Source organism: Nocardia thraciensis (assembly GCF_054782435.1).
The window spans coordinates 202479-225947 of sequence record NZ_BAAGSM010000007.1; the positions used below are offsets into that span (position 1 = coordinate 202479).

At 70.4% G+C, this 23469-nt stretch carries 21 protein-coding genes and 3 pseudogenes; 12 read left to right on the forward strand and 12 right to left on the reverse strand.

Annotated elements, in window-relative coordinates:
• Positions 1–22 precede the first annotated feature (22 nt).
• The 4 genes from ACYVLQ_RS01765 (at position 23) to fadD8 (ending at position 4943) form a co-directional block, all read left to right on the forward strand.
• Positions 23–1183 (forward strand): thiolase domain-containing protein, encoded by a 1161-nt coding sequence (locus ACYVLQ_RS01765; RefSeq protein ID WP_460695563.1) that lies wholly within the window; start codon positions 23–25, stop codon positions 1181–1183.
• Between the two features lie 46 nt (positions 1184–1229).
• Complete coding sequence (locus ACYVLQ_RS01770) at positions 1230–2033, forward strand: enoyl-CoA hydratase-related protein (protein WP_460695564.1); 804 nt, start codon at positions 1230–1232, stop codon at positions 2031–2033.
• Between the two features lie 29 nt (positions 2034–2062).
• Complete coding sequence (locus tag ACYVLQ_RS01775; protein WP_460695565.1) at positions 2063–3259, forward strand: thiolase C-terminal domain-containing protein; 1197 nt, start codon at positions 2063–2065, stop codon at positions 3257–3259.
• 67 nt (positions 3260–3326) lie between these two features.
• The gene (gene fadD8, locus ACYVLQ_RS01780) at positions 3327–4943 is read left to right on the forward strand and encodes a fatty-acid--CoA ligase FadD8 (protein WP_460695566.1); all 1617 of its coding nucleotides are present in this window, start codon (positions 3327–3329) and stop codon (positions 4941–4943) included.
• A 175-nt stretch (positions 4944–5118) separates the two neighbouring features.
• Here fadD8 and ACYVLQ_RS01785 read toward each other — a convergent pair whose 3' ends face one another.
• A complete protein-coding gene (locus ACYVLQ_RS01785) occupies positions 5119–5460 on the reverse strand; it encodes an aldehyde dehydrogenase family protein (protein WP_460695567.1) in 342 nt (113 codons plus the stop codon).
• Between the two features lie 55 nt (positions 5461–5515).
• Positions 5516–5659 (reverse strand): annotated as a pseudogene (locus tag ACYVLQ_RS01790) (hypothetical protein); the annotation flags it as partial.
• A 111-nt stretch (positions 5660–5770) separates the two neighbouring features.
• Here ACYVLQ_RS01790 and ACYVLQ_RS01795 point away from each other — a divergent pair.
• Positions 5771–6445 (forward strand): TetR/AcrR family transcriptional regulator, encoded by a 675-nt coding sequence (locus tag ACYVLQ_RS01795; protein WP_460695568.1) that lies wholly within the window; start codon positions 5771–5773, stop codon positions 6443–6445.
• Between the two features lie 213 nt (positions 6446–6658).
• The gene (locus ACYVLQ_RS01800; RefSeq protein WP_460695569.1) at positions 6659–7162 is read left to right on the forward strand and encodes a hypothetical protein; all 504 of its coding nucleotides are present in this window, start codon (positions 6659–6661) and stop codon (positions 7160–7162) included.
• A gap of 109 nt (positions 7163–7271) precedes the next feature.
• Here the strand turns inward: ACYVLQ_RS01800 and ACYVLQ_RS01805 are convergent, their stop codons facing one another.
• Positions 7272–8645 carry a glycosyltransferase 87 family protein gene (locus ACYVLQ_RS01805; protein ID WP_460695570.1) on the reverse strand — a complete coding sequence of 458 codons (1374 nt, stop codon included), beginning with the start codon at positions 8643–8645 and terminating at the stop codon, positions 7272–7274.
• A 175-nt stretch (positions 8646–8820) separates the two neighbouring features.
• Positions 8821–10023, reverse strand: a complete 1203-nt coding sequence (locus ACYVLQ_RS01810) for an MFS transporter (protein WP_460695571.1) — start codon at positions 10021–10023, stop codon at positions 8821–8823.
• Between the two features lie 55 nt (positions 10024–10078).
• Between ACYVLQ_RS01810 and ACYVLQ_RS01815 the strand changes: the two genes are divergently transcribed.
• Positions 10079–10618, forward strand: a complete 540-nt coding sequence (locus tag ACYVLQ_RS01815) for a CGNR zinc finger domain-containing protein (protein ID WP_460695572.1) — start codon at positions 10079–10081, stop codon at positions 10616–10618.
• 5 nt (positions 10619–10623) lie between these two features.
• Here the strand turns inward: ACYVLQ_RS01815 and ACYVLQ_RS01820 are convergent, their stop codons facing one another.
• The gene (locus ACYVLQ_RS01820; protein WP_460695573.1) at positions 10624–11055 is read right to left on the reverse strand and encodes a nitroreductase family deazaflavin-dependent oxidoreductase; all 432 of its coding nucleotides are present in this window, start codon (positions 11053–11055) and stop codon (positions 10624–10626) included.
• Positions 11056–11083: 28 nt separating this feature from the next.
• On the reverse strand, positions 11084–11665 hold the full coding sequence (locus tag ACYVLQ_RS01825; RefSeq protein WP_460695574.1) for a TetR/AcrR family transcriptional regulator: 582 nt from the start codon (positions 11663–11665) through the stop codon (positions 11084–11086).
• A gap of 81 nt (positions 11666–11746) precedes the next feature.
• On the opposite strand from ACYVLQ_RS01825, the gene ACYVLQ_RS01830 reads away from it, so the two are divergent.
• Both ACYVLQ_RS01830 and ACYVLQ_RS01835 read left to right on the forward strand, forming a co-directional pair.
• Positions 11747–12640: a class I SAM-dependent methyltransferase gene (locus tag ACYVLQ_RS01830; protein ID WP_460695575.1), complete on the forward strand. Its 894-nt coding sequence runs from the start codon at positions 11747–11749 to the stop codon at positions 12638–12640.
• 9 nt (positions 12641–12649) lie between these two features.
• Positions 12650–12973, forward strand: coding sequence for a hypothetical protein (locus ACYVLQ_RS01835; RefSeq protein ID WP_460695576.1), 324 nt, complete (start codon positions 12650–12652; stop codon positions 12971–12973).
• 53 nt (positions 12974–13026) lie between these two features.
• On the opposite strand, the gene ACYVLQ_RS01840 is transcribed toward ACYVLQ_RS01835, so the two are convergent.
• The 3 genes from ACYVLQ_RS01840 to ACYVLQ_RS01850 form a co-directional block, all read right to left on the reverse strand.
• The gene (locus ACYVLQ_RS01840; protein ID WP_460695577.1) at positions 13027–14397 is read right to left on the reverse strand and encodes a dihydrolipoyl dehydrogenase family protein; all 1371 of its coding nucleotides are present in this window, start codon (positions 14395–14397) and stop codon (positions 13027–13029) included.
• Between the two features lie 71 nt (positions 14398–14468).
• Complete coding sequence (locus ACYVLQ_RS01845; RefSeq protein ID WP_460695578.1) at positions 14469–14915, reverse strand: hypothetical protein; 447 nt, start codon at positions 14913–14915, stop codon at positions 14469–14471.
• 96 nt (positions 14916–15011) lie between these two features.
• Positions 15012–17348 (reverse strand): galactose oxidase-like domain-containing protein, encoded by a 2337-nt coding sequence (locus tag ACYVLQ_RS01850; protein ID WP_460695579.1) that lies wholly within the window; start codon positions 17346–17348, stop codon positions 15012–15014.
• 312 nt (positions 17349–17660) lie between these two features.
• Here ACYVLQ_RS01850 and ACYVLQ_RS01855 point away from each other — a divergent pair, with 312 nt between their 5' ends.
• Positions 17661–18890 carry a cytochrome P450 family protein gene (locus ACYVLQ_RS01855; protein WP_460695580.1) on the forward strand — a complete coding sequence of 410 codons (1230 nt, stop codon included), beginning with the start codon at positions 17661–17663 and terminating at the stop codon, positions 18888–18890.
• 6 nt (positions 18891–18896) lie between these two features.
• Here the strand turns inward: ACYVLQ_RS01855 and ACYVLQ_RS01860 are convergent.
• A pseudogene (locus tag ACYVLQ_RS01860) lies at positions 18897–19208 on the reverse strand (LysR substrate-binding domain-containing protein); the annotation flags it as partial.
• Here ACYVLQ_RS01860 and ACYVLQ_RS01865 point away from each other — a divergent pair.
• Together ACYVLQ_RS01865 and ACYVLQ_RS01870 are read left to right on the forward strand one after the other, a co-directional pair.
• Positions 19202–19315, forward strand: a pseudogene (locus tag ACYVLQ_RS01865) (LysR family transcriptional regulator); the annotation flags it as partial. The pseudogenes ACYVLQ_RS01860 and ACYVLQ_RS01865 sit on opposite strands and share 7 nt — an antisense overlap.
• Positions 19316–19573: 258 nt before the next feature.
• Positions 19574–21076 carry a carboxylesterase/lipase family protein gene (locus ACYVLQ_RS01870; RefSeq protein WP_460695581.1) on the forward strand — a complete coding sequence of 501 codons (1503 nt, stop codon included), beginning with the start codon at positions 19574–19576 and terminating at the stop codon, positions 21074–21076.
• Between the two features lie 13 nt (positions 21077–21089).
• Here ACYVLQ_RS01870 and ACYVLQ_RS01875 read toward each other — a convergent pair whose 3' ends face one another.
• Positions 21090–21773 carry a haloacid dehalogenase type II gene (locus ACYVLQ_RS01875; protein WP_460695582.1) on the reverse strand — a complete coding sequence of 228 codons (684 nt, stop codon included), beginning with the start codon at positions 21771–21773 and terminating at the stop codon, positions 21090–21092.
• Between the two features lie 129 nt (positions 21774–21902).
• A complete protein-coding gene (locus tag ACYVLQ_RS01880; protein WP_460695583.1) occupies positions 21903–23429 on the reverse strand; it encodes a phosphatase PAP2 family protein in 1527 nt (508 codons plus the stop codon).
• Between the last annotated feature and the right edge of the window lie 40 nt (positions 23430–23469).

Here is a 23469-nt window from a genome sequence, read left to right on the forward strand (position 1 = left end):
GCGGATTCGGAAGGCGGGCGCCATGAGTGAGCCGATCGCGGTGGTGGGCATCGGGCAGGGCAAGCAGGCCAAGCGCCGCGAGGTGACCATCGGGGCCCTGGTGCGCGAGGCGGTCGCGGCCGCGATGTCCGACGCCGGGCTGGAACTGGGTGACGTGGACGCGATCGTGCTGTCCAAGACGCCCGACCTGTTCGACGGCGTGATGAATCCGGAGCTGTATCTCGCCGAAGCGCTCGGTGCGCGCGGACTTCCGGTGACGCGGGTGTTCACCGGCGGCAGCGTGGGCGGGCACGCCGCCATCTACGGCGCGCACCTGATCGAGGCGGGTCTGGCGCGCAGGGTGCTGGTGGCGGCGTATTCGAAAGAGTCCGAAGGCAATTTCACCTGGGCGCTGTCGCGTGGGCTGCCGTTCAGCGCCAAGCTCGGCGCCGGGGCGGGCGGGCATTTCGCGCCCGTCATCCGCGAGTACATCCGCCGGTCGGGGGCGCCCGAGCACATCGGCTGGCAGGTGGCGGTGAATCACCGGCGCAACGCCCTGCGCAATCCCTATGCGCACGTGCACATGCCGGACGTCTCGGTCGAGAAGGTGCGGGAGTCCCGGATGCTGTGGGACCCGATCCGATACCTCGAGTCGTGCCCGTCCTCGGACGGCGCCGCCGCCATCGTGCTGACCGGCGCCGGGGACGTCGGGAGCCCGGCGCATCCGCCCGCGTGGATCCACGGGATGTCCTTCCGCACCGAGACCGGCCATTTCGCGGGGCGTGACGAGGTGAACCCGCGCGCGGGCGCGGAATGCGCCGCCGACGCGTACCGGCAGGCCGGGATCGCCGATCCCGCACGGGAGATCGACACCGCGGAGCTGTACATCCCCTACAGCTGGTACGAGCCGATGTGGATGGAGAACATCGGCCTGGCCGCCCTGCACGAGGGCTGGAAGCTGGTCGACGACGGCACCACCCGGTTCGAGGGCGGACTGCCGGTGAACCCTTCCGGGGGCGTCCTGTCCGGAAACCCCACGGGCGCAACGGGTCTGGTGCGCTTCCTGGAGGCCGCCCTGCAGGTGCGCGGGATGGCCGGAGAACACCAGGTCCCCGGCGCCCGGCGCGCCATCGGCCACGCCATGGGCGGCGCCTCGCAGTTCCACGCCCTGTGGGTGGTCGGCAGCGAACGGCCCAGGTCATGAGCGGCGCTGTCTGTTCGGCGACGATGGGCTGGGGAAGGGCGGAAATGTGAGCACCGCGGCGGAATTCGGGCCGGGTGAGCCGCTTCTCGTCGAACGCACCGGACCCGTGGCAGTGGTGACCATGAACCGCCCCCATCGGCACAATGCCCTGGATCTGGCGATGATCAATCTGCTGGCCCGGACGTGGGACGAGATCGACGCCGATGATGAGGTCCGCGTGGCCATCCTGACCGGTGCGGGCGATACCTATTGCGTCGGAGGCGATCTCGGCGACGGGTGGATGACGGGCGGGCGCGGGCGGGCCGACTACGATCCGGCCGCCATCGGCCGCGGCCTGCTGCTCACCGCACCGCTGCGCAAGCCGCTGATCGCCGCGGTCAACGGCGCGTGTCTGGGTGGCGGACTGGAGATGCTGCAACAGACCGATATTCGCGTCGCCGAGGAACAGGCCACATTCGGACTGCCCGAGGTGCGGCGCGGGCTGATCCCCGGCGCCGGGTCGACCGTGCGGCTCAAGCGGCAGATCCCGTACACCAAGGCGGTGGAGATGATCCTCACCGGCGACCCGCTCACCGCCCGTGAGGCATACGAATTCGGGCTGGTCGGGCATGTCGTCCCCGCCGGAGGCGGGCTGGCCCGGGCACGCGAGCTCGCGGACCGCGTCGCGCGCAACTCGCCCCTGGCGGTGCGGCACGCCAAGGCGTCGCTGCTCGCCAGCGGGTGGCTGCCGGAGGAGGACGCCCGCCGGATCGAGGGCCGCTTCGTCCGCGAGGTGCTCACCTCCGGTGACGCGCGCGAGGGCCGAAAGGCCTTCGTGGAGAAGCGAGAACCGAGGTTCACCGGGCAATGAGACACCGGCGTACCGGAACAGGAGACAGCATGCGGCGGGTATTCGTCGTCGGCGTCGGGATGACGTCGTTCGTGAAGATCGGCTCACGCGAGTGGACCTACCCCGAGATGGTCGGCGAGGCCGTCCGCGGCGCGCTGGGCGATGCGGGCATCGGCTACGACCGGGTGCGGCGCGCCGCGGTCGGCTATGTGTTCCAGCCGTCGGCCGCCGGGCAGCGGGCCCTCTACGACATCGGGCTGACCGGAATCCCGGTGGCGAACGTGAACAACAACTGCGCCACCGGTTCCACGGCGCTGCTGCTGGCCCGCGAGTGGGTCGGGGCCGGGCTGGCGGAGGTGGCGCTGGCCGTCGGGTTCGAGCAGATGACGAAGGAGGCGATGGCGGGTCCGGCGATCAAGCCCGCGGTCACGACCGTCGATCATCACTTGCGCGTCATGTCCGCGCAGTACGAGTTCGGCGCCGCCCCGATGACGACGCAGTTCTTCGGCAATGCCGCGGTCGAGCACGGCAAGCGCTACGGCACCACCCCCGAGCAGCTGGCCCGGGTGGCGGTGAAGAACCACGAGCATTCGACCCGAAATCCGTTGGCGCAGTTCCAGAATGCGTACACCCTGGAGCAGGTGCTCGAGGACCGGCCCGTGCACGGCCCGCTCACCCGCTCGCAGTGCTCGCCCATGTCGGACGGCGCCGCGGCGGCGGTGCTCGTGAGCGAGGACTTCGTCCGCGAGCATGGGCTCGAGGCGCAGGCCGTGGAGATCCTGGCGCAGGAACTGGTCACCGACGACACGTCCGCGTTCGACACCGGATCGATGATCGACGTCGTCGGCGCGCCGATGACCCGAGCCGCGTCCCGGCGCGCCCTCGACACCGCAGGCCTGACCATCGCGGATGTCGACGTGATCGAACTGCACGACTGCTTCTCGATCAACGAGCTGATCACCTACGAGGCGCTCGGCCTGTGCGGCGAGGGCGAATCGGGTGCGCTGGTGGAATCCGGCGCCACCACCTACGGCGGCGCCTGGGTGGTCAACCCGTCCGGCGGTCTGATCTCCAAGGGCCACCCGCTCGGCGCCACGGGCCTGGCCCAGGCGACGGAATTGTCCTGGCAACTGCGTGGAACGGCCGGGGCCCGCCAGGTCCCCGACGCCCGCATCGCCTTGGCGCACAACCTCGGCCTCGGCGGCGCCTGCGTCGTCACCCTGTACGCCGCCCCTTCGCTCACATGACAGGGAAGGAAGGCGCGTCGGGAGGGGCGGAAAATGTCGATCGATGAAGCTTGGAGCTGAACTACCTATGACCACAATCGATCCCGATACTCGGCTGCGACTGCCTGTGCACAATGGCCACAGTCTGGTGGCCGGGCTGCGTCGCCATCGCGATGTCCCGGTACTGACGCTCGGTGACACCGTCTTGACCGGCGCGCAGGTGCTGGACGCGATCAGCCGCTATATCGCCGCGTTCGCGGCACACGGGGTCGACACCGGCACCCCGGTCGGAGTGCTCGCGCTGAATCGCCCCGAGGTGCTGTTCACCATCGGCGCGGGGCAGGTGCGCGGGCATCGGCGGACAGCGCTGCACCCCATCGGCGGGCTGGACGATCACGTCTACGTGCTGTCGGATGCGGGCATCACGACCCTGGTGCTGGACCCCGTGCCCGCCTTCGTCGAGCGCGCCCGGGAACTGGTCGACCGTGTGCCGGAACTGACCCGCGTGCTGGTCCTGGGCCCGGTGCCCGAGGAACTGGCCGATGTGGGCGTCGATCTGCTCGCCGCCGCCGACAAGTTCGAGCCGGAACCGGTCGTGGCCGCCGAACTGCTGCCCGGCGACGTCATCTCGATCAGCTACACCGGCGGCACCACCGGAAAACCCAAGGGCGTCATCGGAACCGCGCTCACCATGGCGACCATGACGCAGATCCAGCTGTCGGAGTGGGAGTGGCCGAAGCGGCCGAAATTCCTGGTCTGCACGCCGCTGTCGCATGCGGGCGCCGCGTTCTTCCTGCCGGTGGTGCTGCTGGGCGGACAGTGCGTGGTGGTGCCACGCTTCGACGCGGGAGAAGTGTTGCGCGCCATCGAGGAACACCGGATCAGCGCCACCATGCTGGTGCCGTCGATGATCTACGCCCTGCTCGACCACCCGGACATCGAGACCCGCGACCTGTCCTCGCTGGAGACCGTCTACTACGGGGCCTCGGCCATCGATCCGACGCGCCTGCGGCAGGCCATCGACCGTTTCGGGCCGATCTTCGCGCAGTACTTCGGACAGTCCGAGGCCCCGATGGCGATCAGCTACCTCGGCAAGGACGAACACGACGAGCAGCGGCTGAGCTCCTGCGGGCGGCCGTCGGTGGCACTGCGCGTCGAACTGCTCGATCCGGAGGACAATATCGTCGCCCCCGGCGAGGTCGGCGAGATCGGCGTCGCCGGGCCGCTGCTGGCGGGCGGCTACCTGAATCTGCCCGAGATCACCGCGGAGACCTTCCGCAACGGCTGGCTGCGCACCGGCGACCTGGCCCGCATGGACGACGACGGCTTCCTGCACATCGTCGGCCGCAGCAAGGACATGGTCGTCACCGGCGGGTTCAACGTCTTCCCCCGGGAGGTGGAAGACGTTGTCTCCGAACATGAGCGGGTGCGCAGCGTCGCCGTCGTCGGGGTGCCCGACGCGCGCTGGGGCGAGGCCGTCACCGCGGTCGTCGTGCTCACGCCGGAGACGGCCGCCGATCCCGCCGCCGTCGCCACGGTGACCACCGAGATCCAGGAAACCGTCAAACAGCGCAAAGGTTCCGTCCAGGTTCCCAAGCACGTCATCGTCGTCGACGAACTCCCGCTGACGGGCCTCGGCAAGCCGGACAAGAAGGCCGTCCGAGTACTCGCGGCGGAGCACCTGGGCACACTCAGCGAATCCTGAAGCGAGACGCCGGGCTCGGGCCCGAGTACCTGGCGCGTCAGGGTGGCCACATTGGTGGACTCGGTGAACTTCAGCAGCCCGGCGTCGCCGTCGCGGACGCCCAGCCCGGAGGCCTTGAAACCGCCTGAGGGAGCGCTCTTTCCGGCGTAGGCGAGGGCGGCGCTGTCGTTGACGTTCACGTGTCCGGCCGCGAGACGGACCCCGACGGCCCGGCGGCGGACAGGTCCCGCCCCCAGACGCTCGCGCTGAGCCCGAAGCGGGTGTCGTTGGTCCGCGCCACCGCCTCGTCCACGGTCGAGAACGAATAGAGCGCGACGACCGGGCGGGCCCGCCCGCCGGTGAGCACCCGCGCGCCGTCGCCCCGGGCCTGATTCACCTGTGCCGCAACGCGATCCAGCTGATCCGCGGACACCAGCCCGCCCATCTCCACATCGAAGCCGTAGCCGGGCCCGACCCGCAGCGCCGACACCCGCTCGACGAACCGGTCCCGGAAGGCGGGATAGACGGACTCGTGCACATAGGCGGTGGAACCGCTCGAACACGGCCAGCCGCCGCCGGACCGGCCACCGCGCCCACTCGGCCTGCGCGGCCCGGGCGCGAGCGAACGCGGCGTCGACATCGGCGGGCGCCGACTGTGGCAGCTGGGCCACCGGTTCGCCGGAGAAGACCTCGACCACCGGCACCGTAGCGGTGCGGTCGCCGGTTACCAGGCTCATCAGGTCGGCGAGGTCGTGCGCGGAGGCGGTGGTGCTCACGGCACGCACGCTATCAATTGATTACATCACTTGATAGAGATCGTGAACGGTGCACGTCCGCAGGTGATTACAATGCGCCACGTGACGAGTGCAGCGAGCGGCGGAACCGAACTTCGCGTCAGCGACGAGGAACTGGCCATGCCGACGGACCGGCGGCTGGTGCTGGCCGCGGAGCGATTGTTCGCCGAGCGCGGCATCGACGGCGTCTCGCTGCGCGCCGTGATGTCCGCGGCCGGTGCGAATGTCGCGGCCGTGCACTATCACTTCGGTTCCAAGGACGCGCTGATCGAGACGCTGATACGGCGGCGCAGCGACGTCGTCGCGGCCCGGCGCGGCGCGCTGCTCGACGAGATGGAGAGCTCGGGCGCCGTCTCCCCGCGCGGGCTCGCCGAGGCGTTCGTGCTGCCGGTGTGGGAGATGGCCACGGGCGAGGGGGCGTCCTGGGTGAAGTTCATCGCGGGGATCGTCGGCGGGGGACACCCGGCGTTGACCGTCGTGGCCGACGGCTTCGCCGATCAGGCGGTGCGGTTCATGTCGCTGCTGGGCCGCGCGGTTCCCGAACTACCCTCGGGCACAATGCGTTTCCGGCTGGCCCAGGCCATGACGCTGACCTTCCAGGTGCTGGGCGACCTACACCAGACACAGGACCTGCTCGCGATCTCCGGTGTGCAGCTCGAACCCGACCAGGTGCTCGCCGAGCTGGTGGACGTGGTCACCGCCATCCTCGCGGGTCCACCTTCGCCCTGAGCGCATCCTGCGGCTGTACGGTTGCCGCCGATATCGGCAGTTGGTCCAGATTATGGGATTCGCGTTCGATTCCGATAGACAACCCCTCTGATTGCTGAGAGTATGCCCGCGTGAGCGCGATGGCGGTTCGGGCTGGTGATCCCATCCGTCCGTGTCGCGGTGAACGGGACGACATCGGTCTCCGACCGGAGAGCGGGTACACGAGGGGGTCGTGTGGCGACGACTGCGCAGTTGCGGGCGGTGCTGGCGGTTCTGCAGGTCGGCGCGAACGATGTGACGACCGGCGGGGTAGCGCCGGATCCGTCGGTCGAACATGCCGAGCTGGCCGGATTGCTGCACCGCGTGATCAGCAATGAATTACGGCAGGTGATCGTGGCGGCGCCGCTCGGCGAGACCGAGCGCCGGTGGTCGGCCGCCAGTACCGTCGCGCCCGCCGTGCCCGGGGAACGGGGCCTGTCCGAGCAGGCGCAGTTCGATGCTCGCTGGTTGCGCGACCGCATCGCGACCCTCGTGTCCCGCAGCGGACCGGATCCGATCCCCGCGCTGCTGGCCGCCGCCGTGCAAGCGGTCGACGCCGCTACCGCGTTGCTGGCCCTGTCCCGCGACCCCCACGGCATCGGCAGCCAGGACGCGTGGCAGGCGGTAATCGATGACCTGGCAACCGCATTCCACCTGGTCAACGACGAACACAACGGCATCACCCAGCCGATCAGGTGACCGCCACGCCCGCAGCGGACCCGCCAGTCCGGCGCATGCCCTCCAGTGGCACATCAACTCTCATTTCCGGCACGCCCACATTCACTTCTTATTTCGGGCACGCTCGCATTCACTTCTTATTTCGGGCACGCTCGCATTCACTCTTATTTCCGGCACGCTTTTGGCCGGAATCCACGGGCGATGATCCCGGCGAAAAGCGTGCCGGGATGACGGAGTGTCGTGGCGGGATGGCGGGGTGCGCACGCCGTAGGTAGACAGCCGCCGCGACGAACAGCGCGAGGGTCAGCCAGATGTAGGCGTTGTGATAGAAGACTCCCAGGTGGGCGCGGGAGGGCAGGGCGATGATGCTGCTCATGGTCGGGTCGTAGAAGGACAGCACCCCGCCCGACGCGATCACCAGCGCCACCGCCAGGCCGAGCGGTGCGGCGAGTCCGCGGCGGCGCGCGGCCAGGTCGGTCAGGTAGATCAGCAGCGGTGCGAGCCAGACCCAGTGGTGCAGCCAGCTGTACGGCGATACCGCGGTGGTGGTGAGGCCGACCAGGACCACGGCGGGCAGCTCGTGCCCGGTCAGCGACAGCCGCCGCGCCAGCACCAGGCAGATCCCGGCGACGGCGACGGCCCCGAGCAGCCAGAGCACCTGGTGCGTGCCCGCGACGCCGATGGTCCGGGCGACCATCCCGCGCAGCGATTCGTTCTGCGGATTCTCCGGCACGCCCACGCGGGTCGGATCGGCGAACGCGCCGCCCCAGAACGTCAGCGAATCCTTCGGCAGCGCCGCGAGCCCGAGGAGCACGGTCGCGACGCACGTCGCCGTGGCTGTGGCGGCGGCGCGGTACCGCCGGGTGACCAGGAAGTAGACCACGAAGAACGCGGGGGTCAGCTTGATTCCGGCCGCGATCCCGGTCAGCGCGCCCTTCCATCGCGAGGAGTCGGGCAGGGCCGTATCCGCCAGCACGAGCAGCAGCAGGAAGATGTTGATCTGCCCGAACGCCATCGTCTCGCGCACCGGCTCGCACCACACCAGCAGGCCCGCGGCCGAGACTCCCGTCACCAGCAGCCGCGGGTCGCGCCGGTAGCCGAGCATCGACAAGGCCGCCCAGCACGACGCGGTGAGCATCGCGAAGTCGCCGAACGCGCCGGCGTAGGTGAACAGGTCGCCGCGCAGCGCCACCAGCGGCAGGAACACCAGCGCGGCGAACGGGGTGTACACGAATTCCCAGACGCCGCGCGTATTGCCCAGCAGCGGGGTGTCGTAGACGGAGACGCCATCGACCACGCGATTCGCGGCGATCTGGTAGACGCCCAGATCCTTCAGGTGCAGCAGGATCGGCGGTGCCTCGATGACCTGTTTGACGTAATAGCCGCCCGCCACCGCGCCCAACACCAGGAGCGTCCAGACCGCCGCGGCCGGGAGGGGGCGGCGCTGCGGGACGACGCCGGTCGAGGACCGCGTCGCCGCGTCCTCGATCGTCGATACCGACACGCTCACTCCCAACGATCGGGGCTCCGAACCGGCCCCACGGTAGTGGCAGTGGGGCCGCAGGCGCCAGCCAGCCGGTGCGGGCGCGGATCGTCGAGCAGGGCCGCTGTTTGTCCGCGCGTACCGATGGCCTCGTCTCTGCCATCGGTTGCCGTCGCAAGGTGTCGACGTCGGGACGCTAGACCGCATCGCCTCGTGCGAGCGGCTCCGGCTGGGCGCGGATCAGCGCGACGACCAGGGCAAGGGCCATTACCGACAGCCCGCCGCCGAGGGCCGCCACCGCGGACAGGCCCGCCCGGTCGATGGCCACGCCGCCGAGGCCCGCGCCGAGGACGATGCCGATATTGAATCCGGACACCGCGAACGACAGCGCCAGCTCGCCGCCCGGCCCCGCGGCGCGGAACAGCGCGGACTGGATCACGGGCACGAACGACCAGGCCGCGAGCTGCCAGATCGCCACGAGCACAACCGCTCCGACGGCCGACGAGGTGGCCGGCAGAGTCACCAGCAGAGCCGCCGCGGTCACGGTCGCGGTACCCGCGAGGGCGGCGCGGGGCCACGCGTCGGCGAGCCGCCCGCCCAGCAGATTGCCCGCCACCGCCCCGAGCCCGGCGAGGAACAGCACGCCGGTGACCGCCGCGCCGCCCAGTCCCGCGCGGGTATCCAAAAGCGGTGCGAGATAGGTGAATACGGTGAACGAGCCTCCCCAGAACAGCACGATCGCGGCGAGCCCGAGCAACACCGGGCGGGCGCGCAGTGCGGCGAATCGCTCTCGCCGCGAATGGGTTTCGTCGCCGCTCAGCGACGGCAGCAAGCGGTGGTTCAGCGCGAGGGCAACGAGCGCGGGCACGGCCAGGCCGCCGAGCGCGAGCCGCCAGCTCAGGCCCTGGCCGAGCAGGGTGCTGACCGGCACGCCGAGCGCGGTGGCGGTGCTGACACCGGCGACGATGGTCGCGATCGCGCGGGCGCGGCGGGGTTCGGGGGCGAGCCGGGCGGCGGTGGCGATGGCGGTCGCGAGGTAGAGGCCCATCGTGGCCCCGCTGACCAGGCGGGAGGCCAGGAGCACGGAATAGTTCGGCGCCAGTCCGGCCACGACGTGGCCCGCGGCGAAAACCGCCAGGGTCGATACGAGCACGCGGCGGCGGTCGACCCCGGCGAACACCGCCGCGAGCACCGGCGCGCCGACGGCCAGGGCAAGGGCGTTCGCCGTCACCAGCTGACCGGCCGCGCCGGGACTGACGCGCAGGTTGTCCACGATCTGCGGAAGCAGGCCGACCGGCACGAATTCGGTGCAGGCCACGGCGAACGCGCCGATGAACAGCGCCGCCAGCCAGCCGCCGCGCCGGGCGGTCTCGGAAGGAGTTCGGGCTGTAACCGTCATACAACCAATGCTGGTTACGACACCGGTATATGTCAATAGATGGTTACGATGGGGTATGCATTCGAGGGATCCGTCGACCGCGCCGCCGCCGCTGCGCTGGGTGGAGGACCTGATCAATACGCGCAGCCTGGTGTACGGCACCGACGACCTCGCCGATGCGGGCGCACTACGTCGCTGGCTGGTCGAGCGGGACCTGCTGGCCGCGGACCGCCCGGTGCGCGACGCCGACCTGCGGCGGGCGGTCCGTGTGCGAGAAGGGTTGCGGGCGTTGCTGATCGGCCGGGAAGACCCCGGCGCCGACATCGGCGATCTGGACGACCTGGCACGAGAACTGCCGCTGGTGATGCGGTCGGTGGCGGGCGCGGCACGGCTGGTGCCGCGCGATCCGGAGTCGGCCGACGCCGCCCTCGCGCGCCTGCTGGCGATCGTGGTGACCGCGACGGCGGACGGCACCTGGGATCGGCTCAAGGCGTGCCGCAACCCCGACTGCCGCTGGGCCTACTACGACCATTCGCGCAACAGGTCACGGACCTGGTGCTCGATGGAGACCTGCGGCAACCGAGCGAAGGTGCGGGCCTTCCGTCGCAGGAGTTGAGGGCCTCAGCCTTTCGGCGTCAACAGCACCAGTGGAATCTCGCGGGTGGTCTTGCGCTGGTAGTCGCCGTAGCCCTGGAATGCCTCGACGACGCGGGGCCACAGCGCGGCGCGTTCCTCCTCGGTGGCGATGCGCGCCGTCATCGGCCGCCGGGGACCGCTCTGCATCGACACCTCGACGGCGGGGTTGTCCCGCAGGTTCAGATACCACGCCGGGTGCGTGGGATCGCCGCCGCGCGAGGCCACGATCACGATCGTGTCGTCGTCGATGATCGGTGCGGTCAGCATGACCCGGCGCGGCTCGCCGGACTTGCGGCCGATGGTGGTGAGTTCGAGGGCGGGCATCCCCACGACGGTCCGGCCCAGCCGCCCGCCGCTGACCTTGAGCAGCGCGCGGTGGAGGGCGTTTTGAACCTTCAGCTGGGCATCACTGGGCATGTCGCGAAATATACGGCAGCGCACCGCGTCACGAACAGCAGCCGCCGATCACCGTGGTCACGATCCTGCGGACGGATTCGGGGTCCGGTATTCCGTGGCCCGCCGTCACCAGATGGCCGGAGCCGATCAGCGAGAGTCCCAGGGTGTCGACGTCGGCATCGGCCGCGATGCGGCCCAGATCGCGCTCGGCGGTGAGATATTCGGCGATCATCGCCCCGGCTTCGGACAGGACCGGCAGGCCGGTCGCCCCGGCCCGGCGTAGCCGGGCGCGCAACTCGTCCCGGAAGGTGACCAGCGGCACGATCGCCACGGCCACCGAGCCGAAGACAGCCACCAGCGCCTCGGTGAGGTTGTCGACAACCGTTGCGGCGCCCGCGGATTCGCGCAGGACGGCGGCCCGGGCGCGCATCCGCTCGGTGCGGTCGAGTACCAGTTCGGCCAGGAAGGCGTCGAAATCCTCGAAGTGCCGGTGCAGTACGCCCTTGGCGCAGCCCGCCTCGGCGGTGACCGCCCGGCTGGTCACGGCGCTCGCGCCGTCTCGAAGCAGCACGCGTTCGGCGGCGTCGAACAGCTGCTCGCGAACATCGCGGAGGGCGACTCCGGTCGGCATAGCGCGTATCTCTCCTTCTACTCCGAGGTTGGCGACAACCACGGGTTGACGAGTGGGCATCCGCCCACTTAATGTGGGCGCATGCCCACTGTATCCCCGGAACCCGCCACCGAGCCGCATCGCGCCCGGCAGATGGCCGAATCCTTCGGCGCTGATGTCGAACGCTACGACCGCACCCGCCTGCCCTACCCACACGCCCTCCTGGCACGCATCATCGCCGCCACGCCGGACCGCGATGCGAACACCGCTTCCGTTCCCAGCCTCGATGTCCTCGACGTCGGCTGTGGGACCGGGATCGAGGCGCGGCAGTTCCAGGTGCTCGGCTGTCGTGTGCTCGGGGTCGAACCGGATGTGCGGATGGCCGAGTTCGCGCGGCGCAGCGGGGTCGAGGCCGAGGTGGCGACGTTCGAGGAGTGGGATCCGGCGGGCCGGGACTTCGACGCGGTCGTCGCCGGAACCGCCTGGCACTGGGTGGATCCCGGACTGGGCGCGGCCAAGGCGGCGCGGGTGTTGCGGCCGGGTGGTCGGCTGGCGGTGTTCTGGCACGTGTTCCAGGCCCCGGAGGAGGTGACGGCCGCGACCGTCGACGCCTTCGAGCGGGCGGTGCCCGACTCGCCGGTCGACGTGCGGGCGATGCGGCAGTCCGTGGCGGCCGGTCGGACGATGGTGGAGGCCTATCAGCCGATCTTCGACAAGGCCGTCGACGGGATGCGGGCCGCGGGCGATTTCGGCGCCTCCGAGCAGTGGCGATTCGACTGGGAGCGGACCTACACCCGCGACGAGTGGCTGGACCAGATGCCCACCCACGGCACCCTCACCACCCTGCCTCCCGACCAGCTGGCGGTCGTACTGTCCGCCGCCGGCGGCGCGATCGATGCCCTCGGCGGCAGCTTCACGATGCACTACGCGACCGTGGCGGTCACCGCCGTGCGCACCGGGCGACCGACCGTGTCCCGCCGGAGCGCGAGCCTATAGGGTCATCCCATGAAACTTGGAATGTGTTCTGTGGTAGGCGCTCTCGCCGTCGTCGCGATGTCCGTGGCGGCGCCCCTCGTTTCCGCCGCTCCCAGCGGCTCGGCGGGGTTCGGGGACGGGCGTGAGGTGGTGATCATCGATGACACGCTGGAGCTGAGCGACCTGGACTCGTGCTGGGCCAGCGGTTTCCCGCGTGACATCCGTATCGAGAACCGGAGCAGGCGAGACTTCCTGGTGTACGCCTCGAAGGACTGCACCGGTGACCCCGTGGCGAGCGTGGCTCCGGGGACGTCCGCCACGCACAACGGCTGGTCCGCCGTAGCGGCCAAGTAGGCCACGCCGCAGCGGGTCCCGCTTGCCGGGTCGTACCGGGAGCCCGGCTGCTCTCACGCCAGTGAGTCGAGGGCGGCTTCGATCGCGCGGTGGAAGGTGGGGTAGGCGTAGATCATGCGGCGCAGGGACTGGGTGGGGACCTCCGCGTGCACGGCAACGGCCAAGGCGCTCAACACTTCTCCGCCCTGCGGGCCGACGGAGGTCGCGCCGACCAGCACGCCGCGGTCCGCGTCCTCGACCAGTTTGATGAGCCCGGCTTTACCGACCTTGTGTATCCAGCCCCGGGTGGAGGCCGCGAGGTCGGTGACGCCGGTGCGCACGGTCAGACCGGCGTCGCGCGCCCGAGCCTCGGTCATGCCGACCGCGCCCACCTCGGGATCGGTGAAGGTGACGCGGGGAACCGCGTGGTAGCGGGCGGATTCCGAGGTGTCGCCGAGGATATCGGCGGCCGCGATCCGGGCCTGGTACATCGACATGTGCGTGAAGGCGCCGCGGCCGGTGATGTCGCCGATGGCCCACACCCCGTCGGCGGCCCGCAGATGCTCGTCGACCTCGATGCCGCGGGCGGACTCGTCCAGCCCGACCGCGCCGATTCCCAACGCCGCCAGGTCGGTTCGGCGGCCGGTGGCCACCAGCACCTGCCGCGCGCGCAGCTGTTCGCCCGCGTCCAGGTGCACGGTGAACCGCTCTCCGTCATGCTCGATTCGCGTGGTATCCACCTCGGAGCGGATCGAAATCCCTTCTTCGGCAAAGACTTCGGCGAGCAGGTCGGCCGCCTCGGGCTCCTCCTTGGGCAGGATGCGGTGCCGCACCACGACCGTGACGTCCGCGCCGAAACGCGAAAAGATCTGAGCGAACTCCATTCCCACGGGACCGCCGCCGAGCACGATCAGCGACTCGGGCACCGCTGTGGTGGTCACGGCCTCCCGGTTGGTCCAGTAGGGTGTATCGGCGAGGCCCTCGATGGGCGGAACCGCCGGCGCCGTACCGGGATTCAGCACGATCGCCCGCTCGGCCCGGAAAACTCGGGGGCCCTCGGCGGTGGTCACCGTCACCTCGCCCGGCGCGCTGATGCGGCCCCAGCCGCGCACGAACCGCCCACCGGCCTTCTCGAAGCGTTCGACCGCGACCGTATCGTCCCAGTTGTCGGTCGCCTCGTCGCGTATCCGGTCGGCCACCGGCCGCCAATCCGGGTGCGCCTGCGCCGAACCCGCCAACTCGCCGACCCGTCGAGCCTCCGCGAGTGTCTCGGCCGCGCGCACCATCATCTTGGTGGGCACGCACGCGTAGTAGGGGCACTCGCCGCCGACCAATCGGCCCTCCACGCCGACGACCGCGAGCCCCGCCGTGGCCAGCCGCGTCGCGACATCCTCGCCACCCGGGCCCATCCCGATCACCACGGCGTCCACGGTCTCGGTCGACATGCGCGCTCTCCTTCGGTTCTGTGACTGACTGTTCCAGGCTCCCACGTGCCTCGGCGTGGTTCGGCGTTCGCCTATCGCACCGCGCGCTCGCGCGGAACCAGCAGCGCCAGCAGTGCGACGAGCAGCCCGCCGCCGATCGCGTACAGGCCCCAGGCGCCGCCGAACAGATCGCGGTAGTCGTCGCGCAGCTGGTCGCCGAACCGCTCGTCCAGCCGCCAGCCGACCACGCCGAGCACGACCAGACCGCCGAGTACTCCGATCCAGCCGATGGCACGCGAGCCGAACAGCGCGGCCAGCAGGACGACGGCGGCGATCACGAGCAGGAAAATCGCCAGCGACGACTGGATCGAGGTGTTCTGACCGGCGATCTGGTCGAGGGTCTGCTCGGCGGCGAAGCCGTCACGCAGATCGGCGAACTGCACGTCGCGGGCCTCGGCCGAGCCGACGAGCGGGCCGAACGTCCCGGCGGCGATCGCCACTGCGCAGGCGAACAGCACCAAGTGTACGAAAGTGCGCATACTCCACGGTATTGCTCGCGGCGCCCGATGTGCGCCGATTTGCCGCGATGACGCCAATTCGTACGCTGACCGGGTGTCGTTCGGCGATTCGGGCCGCTACGAGGTCAGGCGCACCCAGCGCCCCACCGAGGGCACCCCGTCGGTATCGACGACAAAGACCAGGTACCAGCCGGGCGGGGCCAGGGCCGGATTGGACGGCAGCGTCAGGGTGACGGACCCGGGCTCGGCGACGGCGAGCGGCAGATCGACCAGGCGCTGGTCGTTGTTGGTGGAGTGGGTGCACGAGCTGGGGTGCACGAGGCAGGCGTCGCGCAGCGTGCCCGTCGTCGTGGCGGTGAGTTCCGCGCCGTAGGTGACGGTGTCGGACGCCAGGGTCAGCTCGGGGCGCGCGCCGCGGAAAAGATATGGCGGCCAGTAGATTTCGATGCGCAACTCTTCGGTCTTGCGGGCCGGGTTGGAACCCGCCGTGATCACTTTGCCGTCGGGCGTCAGCAGCGCGACCGAATGATACAGGCGGACAACACGTTCCGGCGCGGTGGCGGTCCAGGTCCCGGTCTCGGGGTCGAGGATCTCCGCGTGCGAGGGAGCCATATCGGCCATCTCCTCCATCCCGGAGCCGCCCGCGGCCAGCACCGTCCGGTCCGGCAGTAGCACCGCGTTCAGATGCATGCGGGCATGGTGCATCGGCGGCCCGGGCAGGTATTCCGGGGTGGGTGCGCCGAAGTCGACGATCCGGGTGTCGTCCAGAACCGCTGCGCCCGAGTGCATGTCGTACCCGCCGCCGCCCAGAATCATCACTCGCTGGCGCTGTGCCGGGGGTAACAGCACGCTGCTGGACTGGTTTCGTGCCTCCGGGTCGGTCAGTCCGGGTACCACGGTGACCGCGCCGGTGGCGGGATCCCAGACCGACGGGCGCATGCCGTTGTTGCCGCCCAGCTGGCCGCCGGTGTAGAACAGCCGTCCGTCGTCGAGCAGGACCAGGTGGCCGTACATCGGGATCGGCCCCGGGACCGGCAGCTGCGACCAGGTCTGCGTCGCGGTGTCGAACAGCTCCGGGACCTGCGACAGGAAGTTGTCGTCGCCGAGGCCCGAGGTCGCGACCACATTGCCGTCCGGCAACTCCGCCAGCGTGGGGTACCAGCGCCCGAATGCCATGTCCGGCAGGACCTTCCAGGCCTGCTCGGCGACATCGAACAGCAGTGCGTCGCGCAGGCCGTAGAAGGGGTCGTAGCGTTCGGTCCCGCCGACGGCCAGCAGCCGCCCGTCCGGCAGGAATGTGTGCCCGGCGCAGAACATATCGATCGGCGTCTCGGGCGCGCTCAGCCCCGGGTTCGGGTAATGCCAGACGCGAGTACGGAATTCGCGTGCGTCCAGCCGGTCGGCGTCGTTGCCGGAACCGGCGAAGAACAGCACGTCACCGGTGTGCAGCAGGGCGGCGTGCACCGGATTGATCTCGGTGTCGAAATCCAGAATGCGCCACAGTCCCTCGGCGGGGGCCTGCGCCAGGTCGGTATCCAGCTCCACGACGCGCAGAAAGCCGGTGTTACCGCCCTGCGGGTGATCGACGGTGGCGATCACCAGCTCCGGCGGGCCGCCCGGGGTGGGCAGCAGAGCCACTGCCGCGCCCTGGTTTTCGAAGAATCCCCAGCCGGGAACCGCGGACCAGGTGCTCCATCCGTCGACGCAGTGACCGGTGCCGTCCAGCGCCCAGCCGATGGTGTACATCCCGGCGTTTCCCTGCTGCGGGTGGTCGACGGTGAATACGATCAGCTCCGCGCGGCCGTCACCGTCGAGATCGGCGGCGGTGACGCCCGCGCCCTGATTCTCCCAGCCCCACCAGTCGGGGACCGCGACCCACGGGGTCCATTCGGCCACCGCGCCCTCGGCGGTGAGTCCCTTGGCCAGGCGGAAACGGCCCGCGTTCGGGCCCACCGGGTTGTCGACGGTCAACACCACCAGCGCGGCCTGCCCGTCGATGGTGGTCAGGCAGATGTCGGCGCCCTGGTTCTCCCACCCGTACCAGTCGGGAATCCGCTGCCACGGCGTCCAGCCGCCGGTCACGGTGCCGTCGACGGCGAGGTCGCGCCCGATGCGGAAGTATCCCTGGTTCTGGCCCGCCGGATTGTCGACCAGGAACACCACCAGGTCCGGGCGGCCGCTGCCGTTCAGGTCGGCGATCGCTATCCCGGCGCCCTGGTTCTGCCAACCCCACCATTCCGGTACGGAAAGCCATGGGCCCCAGGACTTTACATCGCCGTCGGCCGGTAACGCGGTGCCGATGCGGTAGTACCCGGCATTCTGGCCGTCGAGGTCGTCGACCCGCAGCACCGCGACGTCGGGGGCGCCGTCGCCGCCGATATCGGCGATCGCGACCCCGCAGTCCTGGTTCTGGTCGGACATCCAGTCCGGGATCGGCACGAATTGTCCTGCCACGCCGCCAGTTTGACCCTCCCCGCCTTCCCCGTCGAGCGATCTACGAGAATCCACCCACTTTGGTCCGGAACCCGCGAGTGTGCCAGTGGATTCCGGCTTAAAGCATGCCGGAAATCAACGAGGCGTACCGGGAAGGGGTGAGCTGTGTCGAGAGGGGAGGTTTGGGTGTGCCGTGCGCTTGGCTGTCCGGTTCGCCAGCTGCGAAAACGGCGCGACAGCACGGATTTCGGTAGTTTGGGGCGGGCAGGGGGCGCCGCTGAGCCGGTCGGGCGCAGCCGTCGCACAGGTCGCGCGGGAGACAGCGAGGACAGCATGGTCGACAGCGAGGTCGCGAACCGGATCCAGGAGGTCGGCGACGATTTCCACACCGATCCGCATCGGTACTACCGCTGCTGGCGGGAGAGCGGGCCCGTGCACCGGGTGCGCTTCTCCGACGGTGTCGACGGCTGGGTGATCATCGGATATGCCGAGGGCCGGGCGGCGCTGAGCGACCCGCGGCTGCGCAAGAGCGCCGCGGGCATCTATGAGATCTTCCACGAGCGCCGCGAGTCCGCGCTGGTGGCGAACGCGGATGCGCAGGCGTTGTCCGCGCACATGCTGAACAGTGACCCGCCGGACCACACCCGCCTGCGCAAGCTGGTGGTCAAGGCGTTCACGCCGCGCCGGACGGCGGCGCTGCGGCCGCGCATCGAGGAGATCACCGCGGCGCTGCTCGACGAGATGGCCACCCGGGACGAGGTCGACCTGCTGGAGGCCTTCGCGAATCCGCTGCCGGTCACCGTGATCTGCGAGCTGCTGGGGGTACCGTTCGGCGATCGCACCGAGTTCCAGGCGTGGACCAGGGTGCTGGTGGGCTCGGTGGGCGGCGTGCGCGAACGCAACACCGCCTCGGTCGCGATGTCGGAGTATCTGCGGAAACTGGTGGCCGCCAAGCGCCGCGAGCCGGAGGAGGATCTGCTGTCCGGCCTGGCGCACGTGCGCGACGACGGCGACCAGTTGTCCGAGTCCGAGCTGGTGGCGATGGCATTCCTGCTGCTGGTCGCCGGGCACGAGACGACGGTGAACCTCATCGGTAACGGCACATTGGCCTTGCTGCGCAACAGATCTCAGTTCGACGCGCTGCGCGCGGACCCGGCCGCCGTGCCCGCCGCCGTCGAGGAGTTCCTGCGCTACGACGGCCCGGTCGGCTGGGCCACGGTGCGCTACACCGGCGAGCCGGTGCGGATCGCCGGAGTCGACATCCCCGCGAACGAGCTTGTCTATGTTTCGCTGGCCGCGGGCAATCACGATCCGGCGCGCTACCGCGCTCCCGACAACCTCGATATCGCCGGAGATCCGGGCGGGCACTTGGCATTCGGGCACGGCATCCACTTCTGCGTCGGGGCCCCGCTGGCCCGGCTGGAGGCGGAGATCGCGTTCACGGCTCTGCTGCGATGCTTCCCGGACCTGGCCCTGGCGGAGTCGGCCTTCGAACCGCGGTGGCACCACGGAGCGCTCATCCGCGGCCTGGTGGAACTCCCGGTGCGCCTGCGGACCGGCTGACGCGATTCACAGCTTCAGCAGCACATCGCGCTGTTCGCTCACCGTGGCCCGCACCGCGTCGACCACCGCGAAAACCTCCGGCCTGCGCAGGGTTTCCGCGCGGGCGACCAGCCAGTAGGTCAGGCGGACGGCTACCGCGTCGGGCAGCACCCGTACCAAATCGGCGTGGCGGTCGGCCATGAAGCAGGGGAGCAGCCCCAGCCCCGCCGCCGCGCGCGTCGCCTCGACGTGCACGAAAACGTTGGTGGACGAGACGGATTCGCGCATCATGGGTGGGAAGCTCGACGCCAGGTCCAGATCGTCGACCTGCAGGCGACTACTGCCTGGGCCTGTACGGCGCGCGCGACTACCTAGTCGAGCACGGGGTCCCGCAGCGCATCGAGGACCTGTCCCGTTATCCGCTGGTGTATTTCATCGACTCGATGCGCGTACATGTGCGGCAGGGCGGCGCGCACCAGGGACTGTCCAAGGTGACGGCGGTGGAGGGCGGCCCGCAGGGCATCCCCGAACAGCAGGTCGTCGAACAGATCCTGCTCACCGAGAGCGCCGGGATGGTCACCGGCGCCTCGTACGCTGCGGGCCCGCGACAGTCCGGAACCCGCCGCCGCGCCGGGGCCGAACCCGTACTGTCGAGTAGTGTCCGGAATTCGGCTCCGGGGTGAACGGGTGACGAAGGAGTCCCTATGGAAACTATTGTGTCGGTGACCGGCGGCAAGGTGCGCGGCGTGACCGAGGGCGGAGTCAGCAGCTTCCTCGGCATCCCGTACGCGGCGCCGCCGGTCGGGCCCGCCCGGTTCGACGTGCCGAAGCCGGTGCGCGAGTGGTCCGGCGTGCGCGATGCCCTCGCGCACGGCCCCACCTGCGTGCAGTCGCCGTATCCACCGCCCATCCACGCCCTCCTCGGCAGCGATGGGATCCCCGGCGACGAGTACCTGAACGTGAATGTGTGGTCACCCGACACCAGCAGCGCGGGACTCCCGGTGCTGGTGTGGATCCACGGCGGCGCCTTCGCCCGCGGGTCCAACGCGCGAAAGATCTACGACGGCAGCGCGTTCGCGCGCGACGGCGTCGTGGTGGTGTCGATCAACTACCGGCTCGGCATCTCCGGTTTCGCTGCCGTGCCGGGCGCGCCGCTCAATCGCGGTCTGCGCGACCAGATCTTCGCCCTGCAGTGGGTGCAGGAGAATGTCGCCGCGTTCGGCGGGGATCCGGGCAATGTCACCGTCTTCGGGGAGTCGGCCGGAGGCATGAGCGTGGTGAACCTCATCGCCTCGCCCGCCGCCCGCGGCCTGTTCCGGCGCGCGATCGTGCAGAGCGCCAACGGTTCCGCGGTCGCCGCCGCCGAGGACGCGCGCAAGGTCGCCGAGAACGCCGCCGCGAAGCTGGGAATCGACCCGACCGCGGCGGCGTTCGGCCAGCTGACGCCGGACCAGCTACGCACGGTGCAGGATTGGACCACGCTGGCGCTGATAGCGGATCCGGACCCCGGGAAGTGGGGCCCCTCGGTCGTCGCCAACGGGCTCGGCATCCTGAGCTTCTTCCCGGTCGTCGATGGCGATCTGATTCTGGGCCTGCCGACGGAAGTCATTGTGGGGCAACCGGATCGGACGGTCCCGTTGATCGCGGGCTGGACCGCGGAGGAGTTCCGGTTCTTCACCTTCCCGACGGGTATCGCGGCGGGGATCACCGAGGAGACCCTGCCGTTCGTCCTCTCTCGCTACGGACTGGACCCCTCGGTCGCCGAACGCTATGCCGCGAATCGCCCGGGCGCCGCACCCGCCGATATCTTCGCCGCGGTCATCACCGATGTCGTCTTCCGAGACGATGTCATGCGCATCGCCGAAGCCACCGCGACGGCCGGGAACCCGGCCTACGTCTACGAATTCGAGTGGCCCTCAGGCATCGAGAACCTCGGCGCCTGCCATGTCATGGAGGTGCCGTTCGTCTTCGACCAGCTCGCCGCGGCGCACACCCTGACCGGCCCGAACCCGCCCCAGCGCCTGGCCGACGAGGTGCACGGGGCCTGGGTTCGCTTTGCGACACACGGCGATCCGGGCTGGTCGCGATTCGATGCCCTCACCCGCACCGTCCGCACCTTCGGCTTCCCCGACTCCTACGAGGTCGCCGACCCGCGCGCCGACGAACTCCGGGCACTGCGGCGGGCCCATACGACGCGGCACCGGTAGCGAGGTGCCGCAATCACCCGGCCGTCAGCGTTGTGACCAGCTCGTCGAGGCTGTCGAAGTGCCAGTCGAAGACATCGGAGCCGATCGGCGGGTCTCCCACCGGTCGCCGGACGTAGGCGGTGCGCATGCCGCTCGCCTGGGCTCCCCGCAGGTCCCAGGCGTGGGCGGCCACCATGAGTACGCGGTCGGCCGGACATCCGGCGGTGTCGACGGCGAGCTGGTAGATCTCCGGCGCGGGCTTGTACGCCTGGACGGTCTCGCTCGACAGGGCTTGGTGCCAGCGCAATCTGGCATATGCGTTGAGTCGCGGTAGTGCGACGCGACCGGCGTTGGAGAGGCCGATGACGGGAAAGCGCAGGGCCAGCCGCTCGAGACCGTCGGCCGAATCGTCCCAGGGCGGCAGCCGCCGCCCCGCGGTCGCCAGCCGGGCGATGACCGCAGGATCGATGAGCCCGGCACGATCGGCCACCCGCTGCGCCGCCTCGGCGTCGATGATCTCGGTACCGGCATACCGCCGCTGACCCCGCGCGATACGCCGCTGCTCGCGCTCGACATGCCGCTGCCACACGCTGAGCAACTCGCCGACGAACGCCTGGTCGGCGGCGGGCACCGCCTCGCGAATCCCCGCCCGCAGCCCGCTCGGCTCATCGACCATCGTCCCGAGCACGTCGAAGACGACGACCTCGATATCGCCCACGGTGCCTCCCAACGCCAAGTAACCGGTTCAATAGGTTACGAATACTGCCTGGGATCGCGCCGCGGGTCAATGCGTATCGGGAGCACACCATCGGTGCCGCCCTCGATCGTCCTCACGCGTCGTGGAGTCTCACTGCCGGTGATGCGGGCGGTCGCGGTCCGCCCACTGCGGGTTCTCCTCGTCGCGGCGGTACACCGCGATCTGGCCGGGCACGCTGAAGTGCAGGTGCGTGGCCTCGCCGATCACCTCGCCGTCGGTGGCCAGCGCCTGCTGCCTCGGTAGTTCGACGGTCAGTGCGGGGACCATGCGCTCGCCGTAGACCTTGCTGTGTCCGATGGCGGCGAGCAGCAGGGCGACGGCGGCGCGGGTGCGGGAGAACTTCAGGTCGGCGCGCAGCCAGCGGATGTCCAGCAGGCCGGAATCGAGCCGGGAGCGGAACGCGGGGACCGCGCCCGGCGGATCGTAGGAACCGTTGCCCGCGAACAGGAACCACACCTCCTGCCACCGCCCGTCCAGCCGGATCCGGATCGGCTCGGCCCGCCGCAGCGTGACCACCAGGGCGGCGGCGAAGGCGGGCCACTTCCCCCACCGCTCCTGCCATTTCTCGCGCAGCCGCACCAGATCCGAATAGGCGCCGAGGCTGGCGGTATTGATCCAGTACTGCGTGCGGGAGCGGCCCTCGACGCCGAACTCCACGCTCGCCACGTCGACCGAGACGGCCTCCCCGGCGCCGGTGGCGTCCACGACCTCGCGCAGGTCGTACACGCCGACATCGCGCGCGAAATGGTTGAGGGTGCCGGTCGGGACGACCACGAGCGGCAGTCCCTGCTCCAGCGCGACCGCCGCGACCGCCGCGACCGTGCCGTCCCCGCCCGCGACGCCTACCGCGGCGGGCCGGTCGGTGCGCTCGGCCAGCGCCCGCGTCAGTTGCTCGACGCAGTCGACGCCCGGTTCGGCGCGCAGCACGGTCGCCGCGGGCAGCGCCAGGGAGATGTCGCGGGTCGGGTCGTAGTCGGGCGCGCCGGACATCGGGTTGACGACGATCACCAGGCCCTTGCCGTCGGCCAGCACCGGCACCTCGCGCACCGGGCTGGCCGCCGCCTCGTCCGAATGCCGCACCGGCCACCAGCGTCGGGTCGCCAGCGCGACACCGCCGCCGATCGCCGCGCCGACCAGCACGTCGGAGGTCCAGTGCACGCCGGTGTGCACCCGGGAGTAGGCGACCGTGGCGGCCAGCGGCGCCACCACCCGGGCGCTGCGCGGGCTCTCCATGGCTACCGCCGTGGCGAAGGCGATAGCCGAGGCGCTGTGCCCGGACGGGAACGACGAGGAGGCCGGGCGGCGGATCAGCCGGCGATCCAGCGGCAGCAGTTCGGCGGCCGGGCGGCGGCGGCCCACGACGGTCTTGAACGTGTTGGCGGCGACAGTGGCGCCGCCCAGCGCGACCACCCCGCGCAGCCCCGCCCGGCGCGTGGCGCCCTTGCGGGTGGCGAGGACCGCCGCGATGGCCAGCCAGAGCACGCCGTTGTCGGCGGACCTGGTCAACCGCAGCATGCCGCGGTCGACCGTCGAGATCGGCAGCTCCGCGACCGCACCGCTGACGGCCCGGTCGAACCGGCCGACCCGGCGAGACTTTCGACGCAACCACTTCCTCACCGAACCGACAGTACCGCCGCCCCGGTCAAAAGCCCCTCGG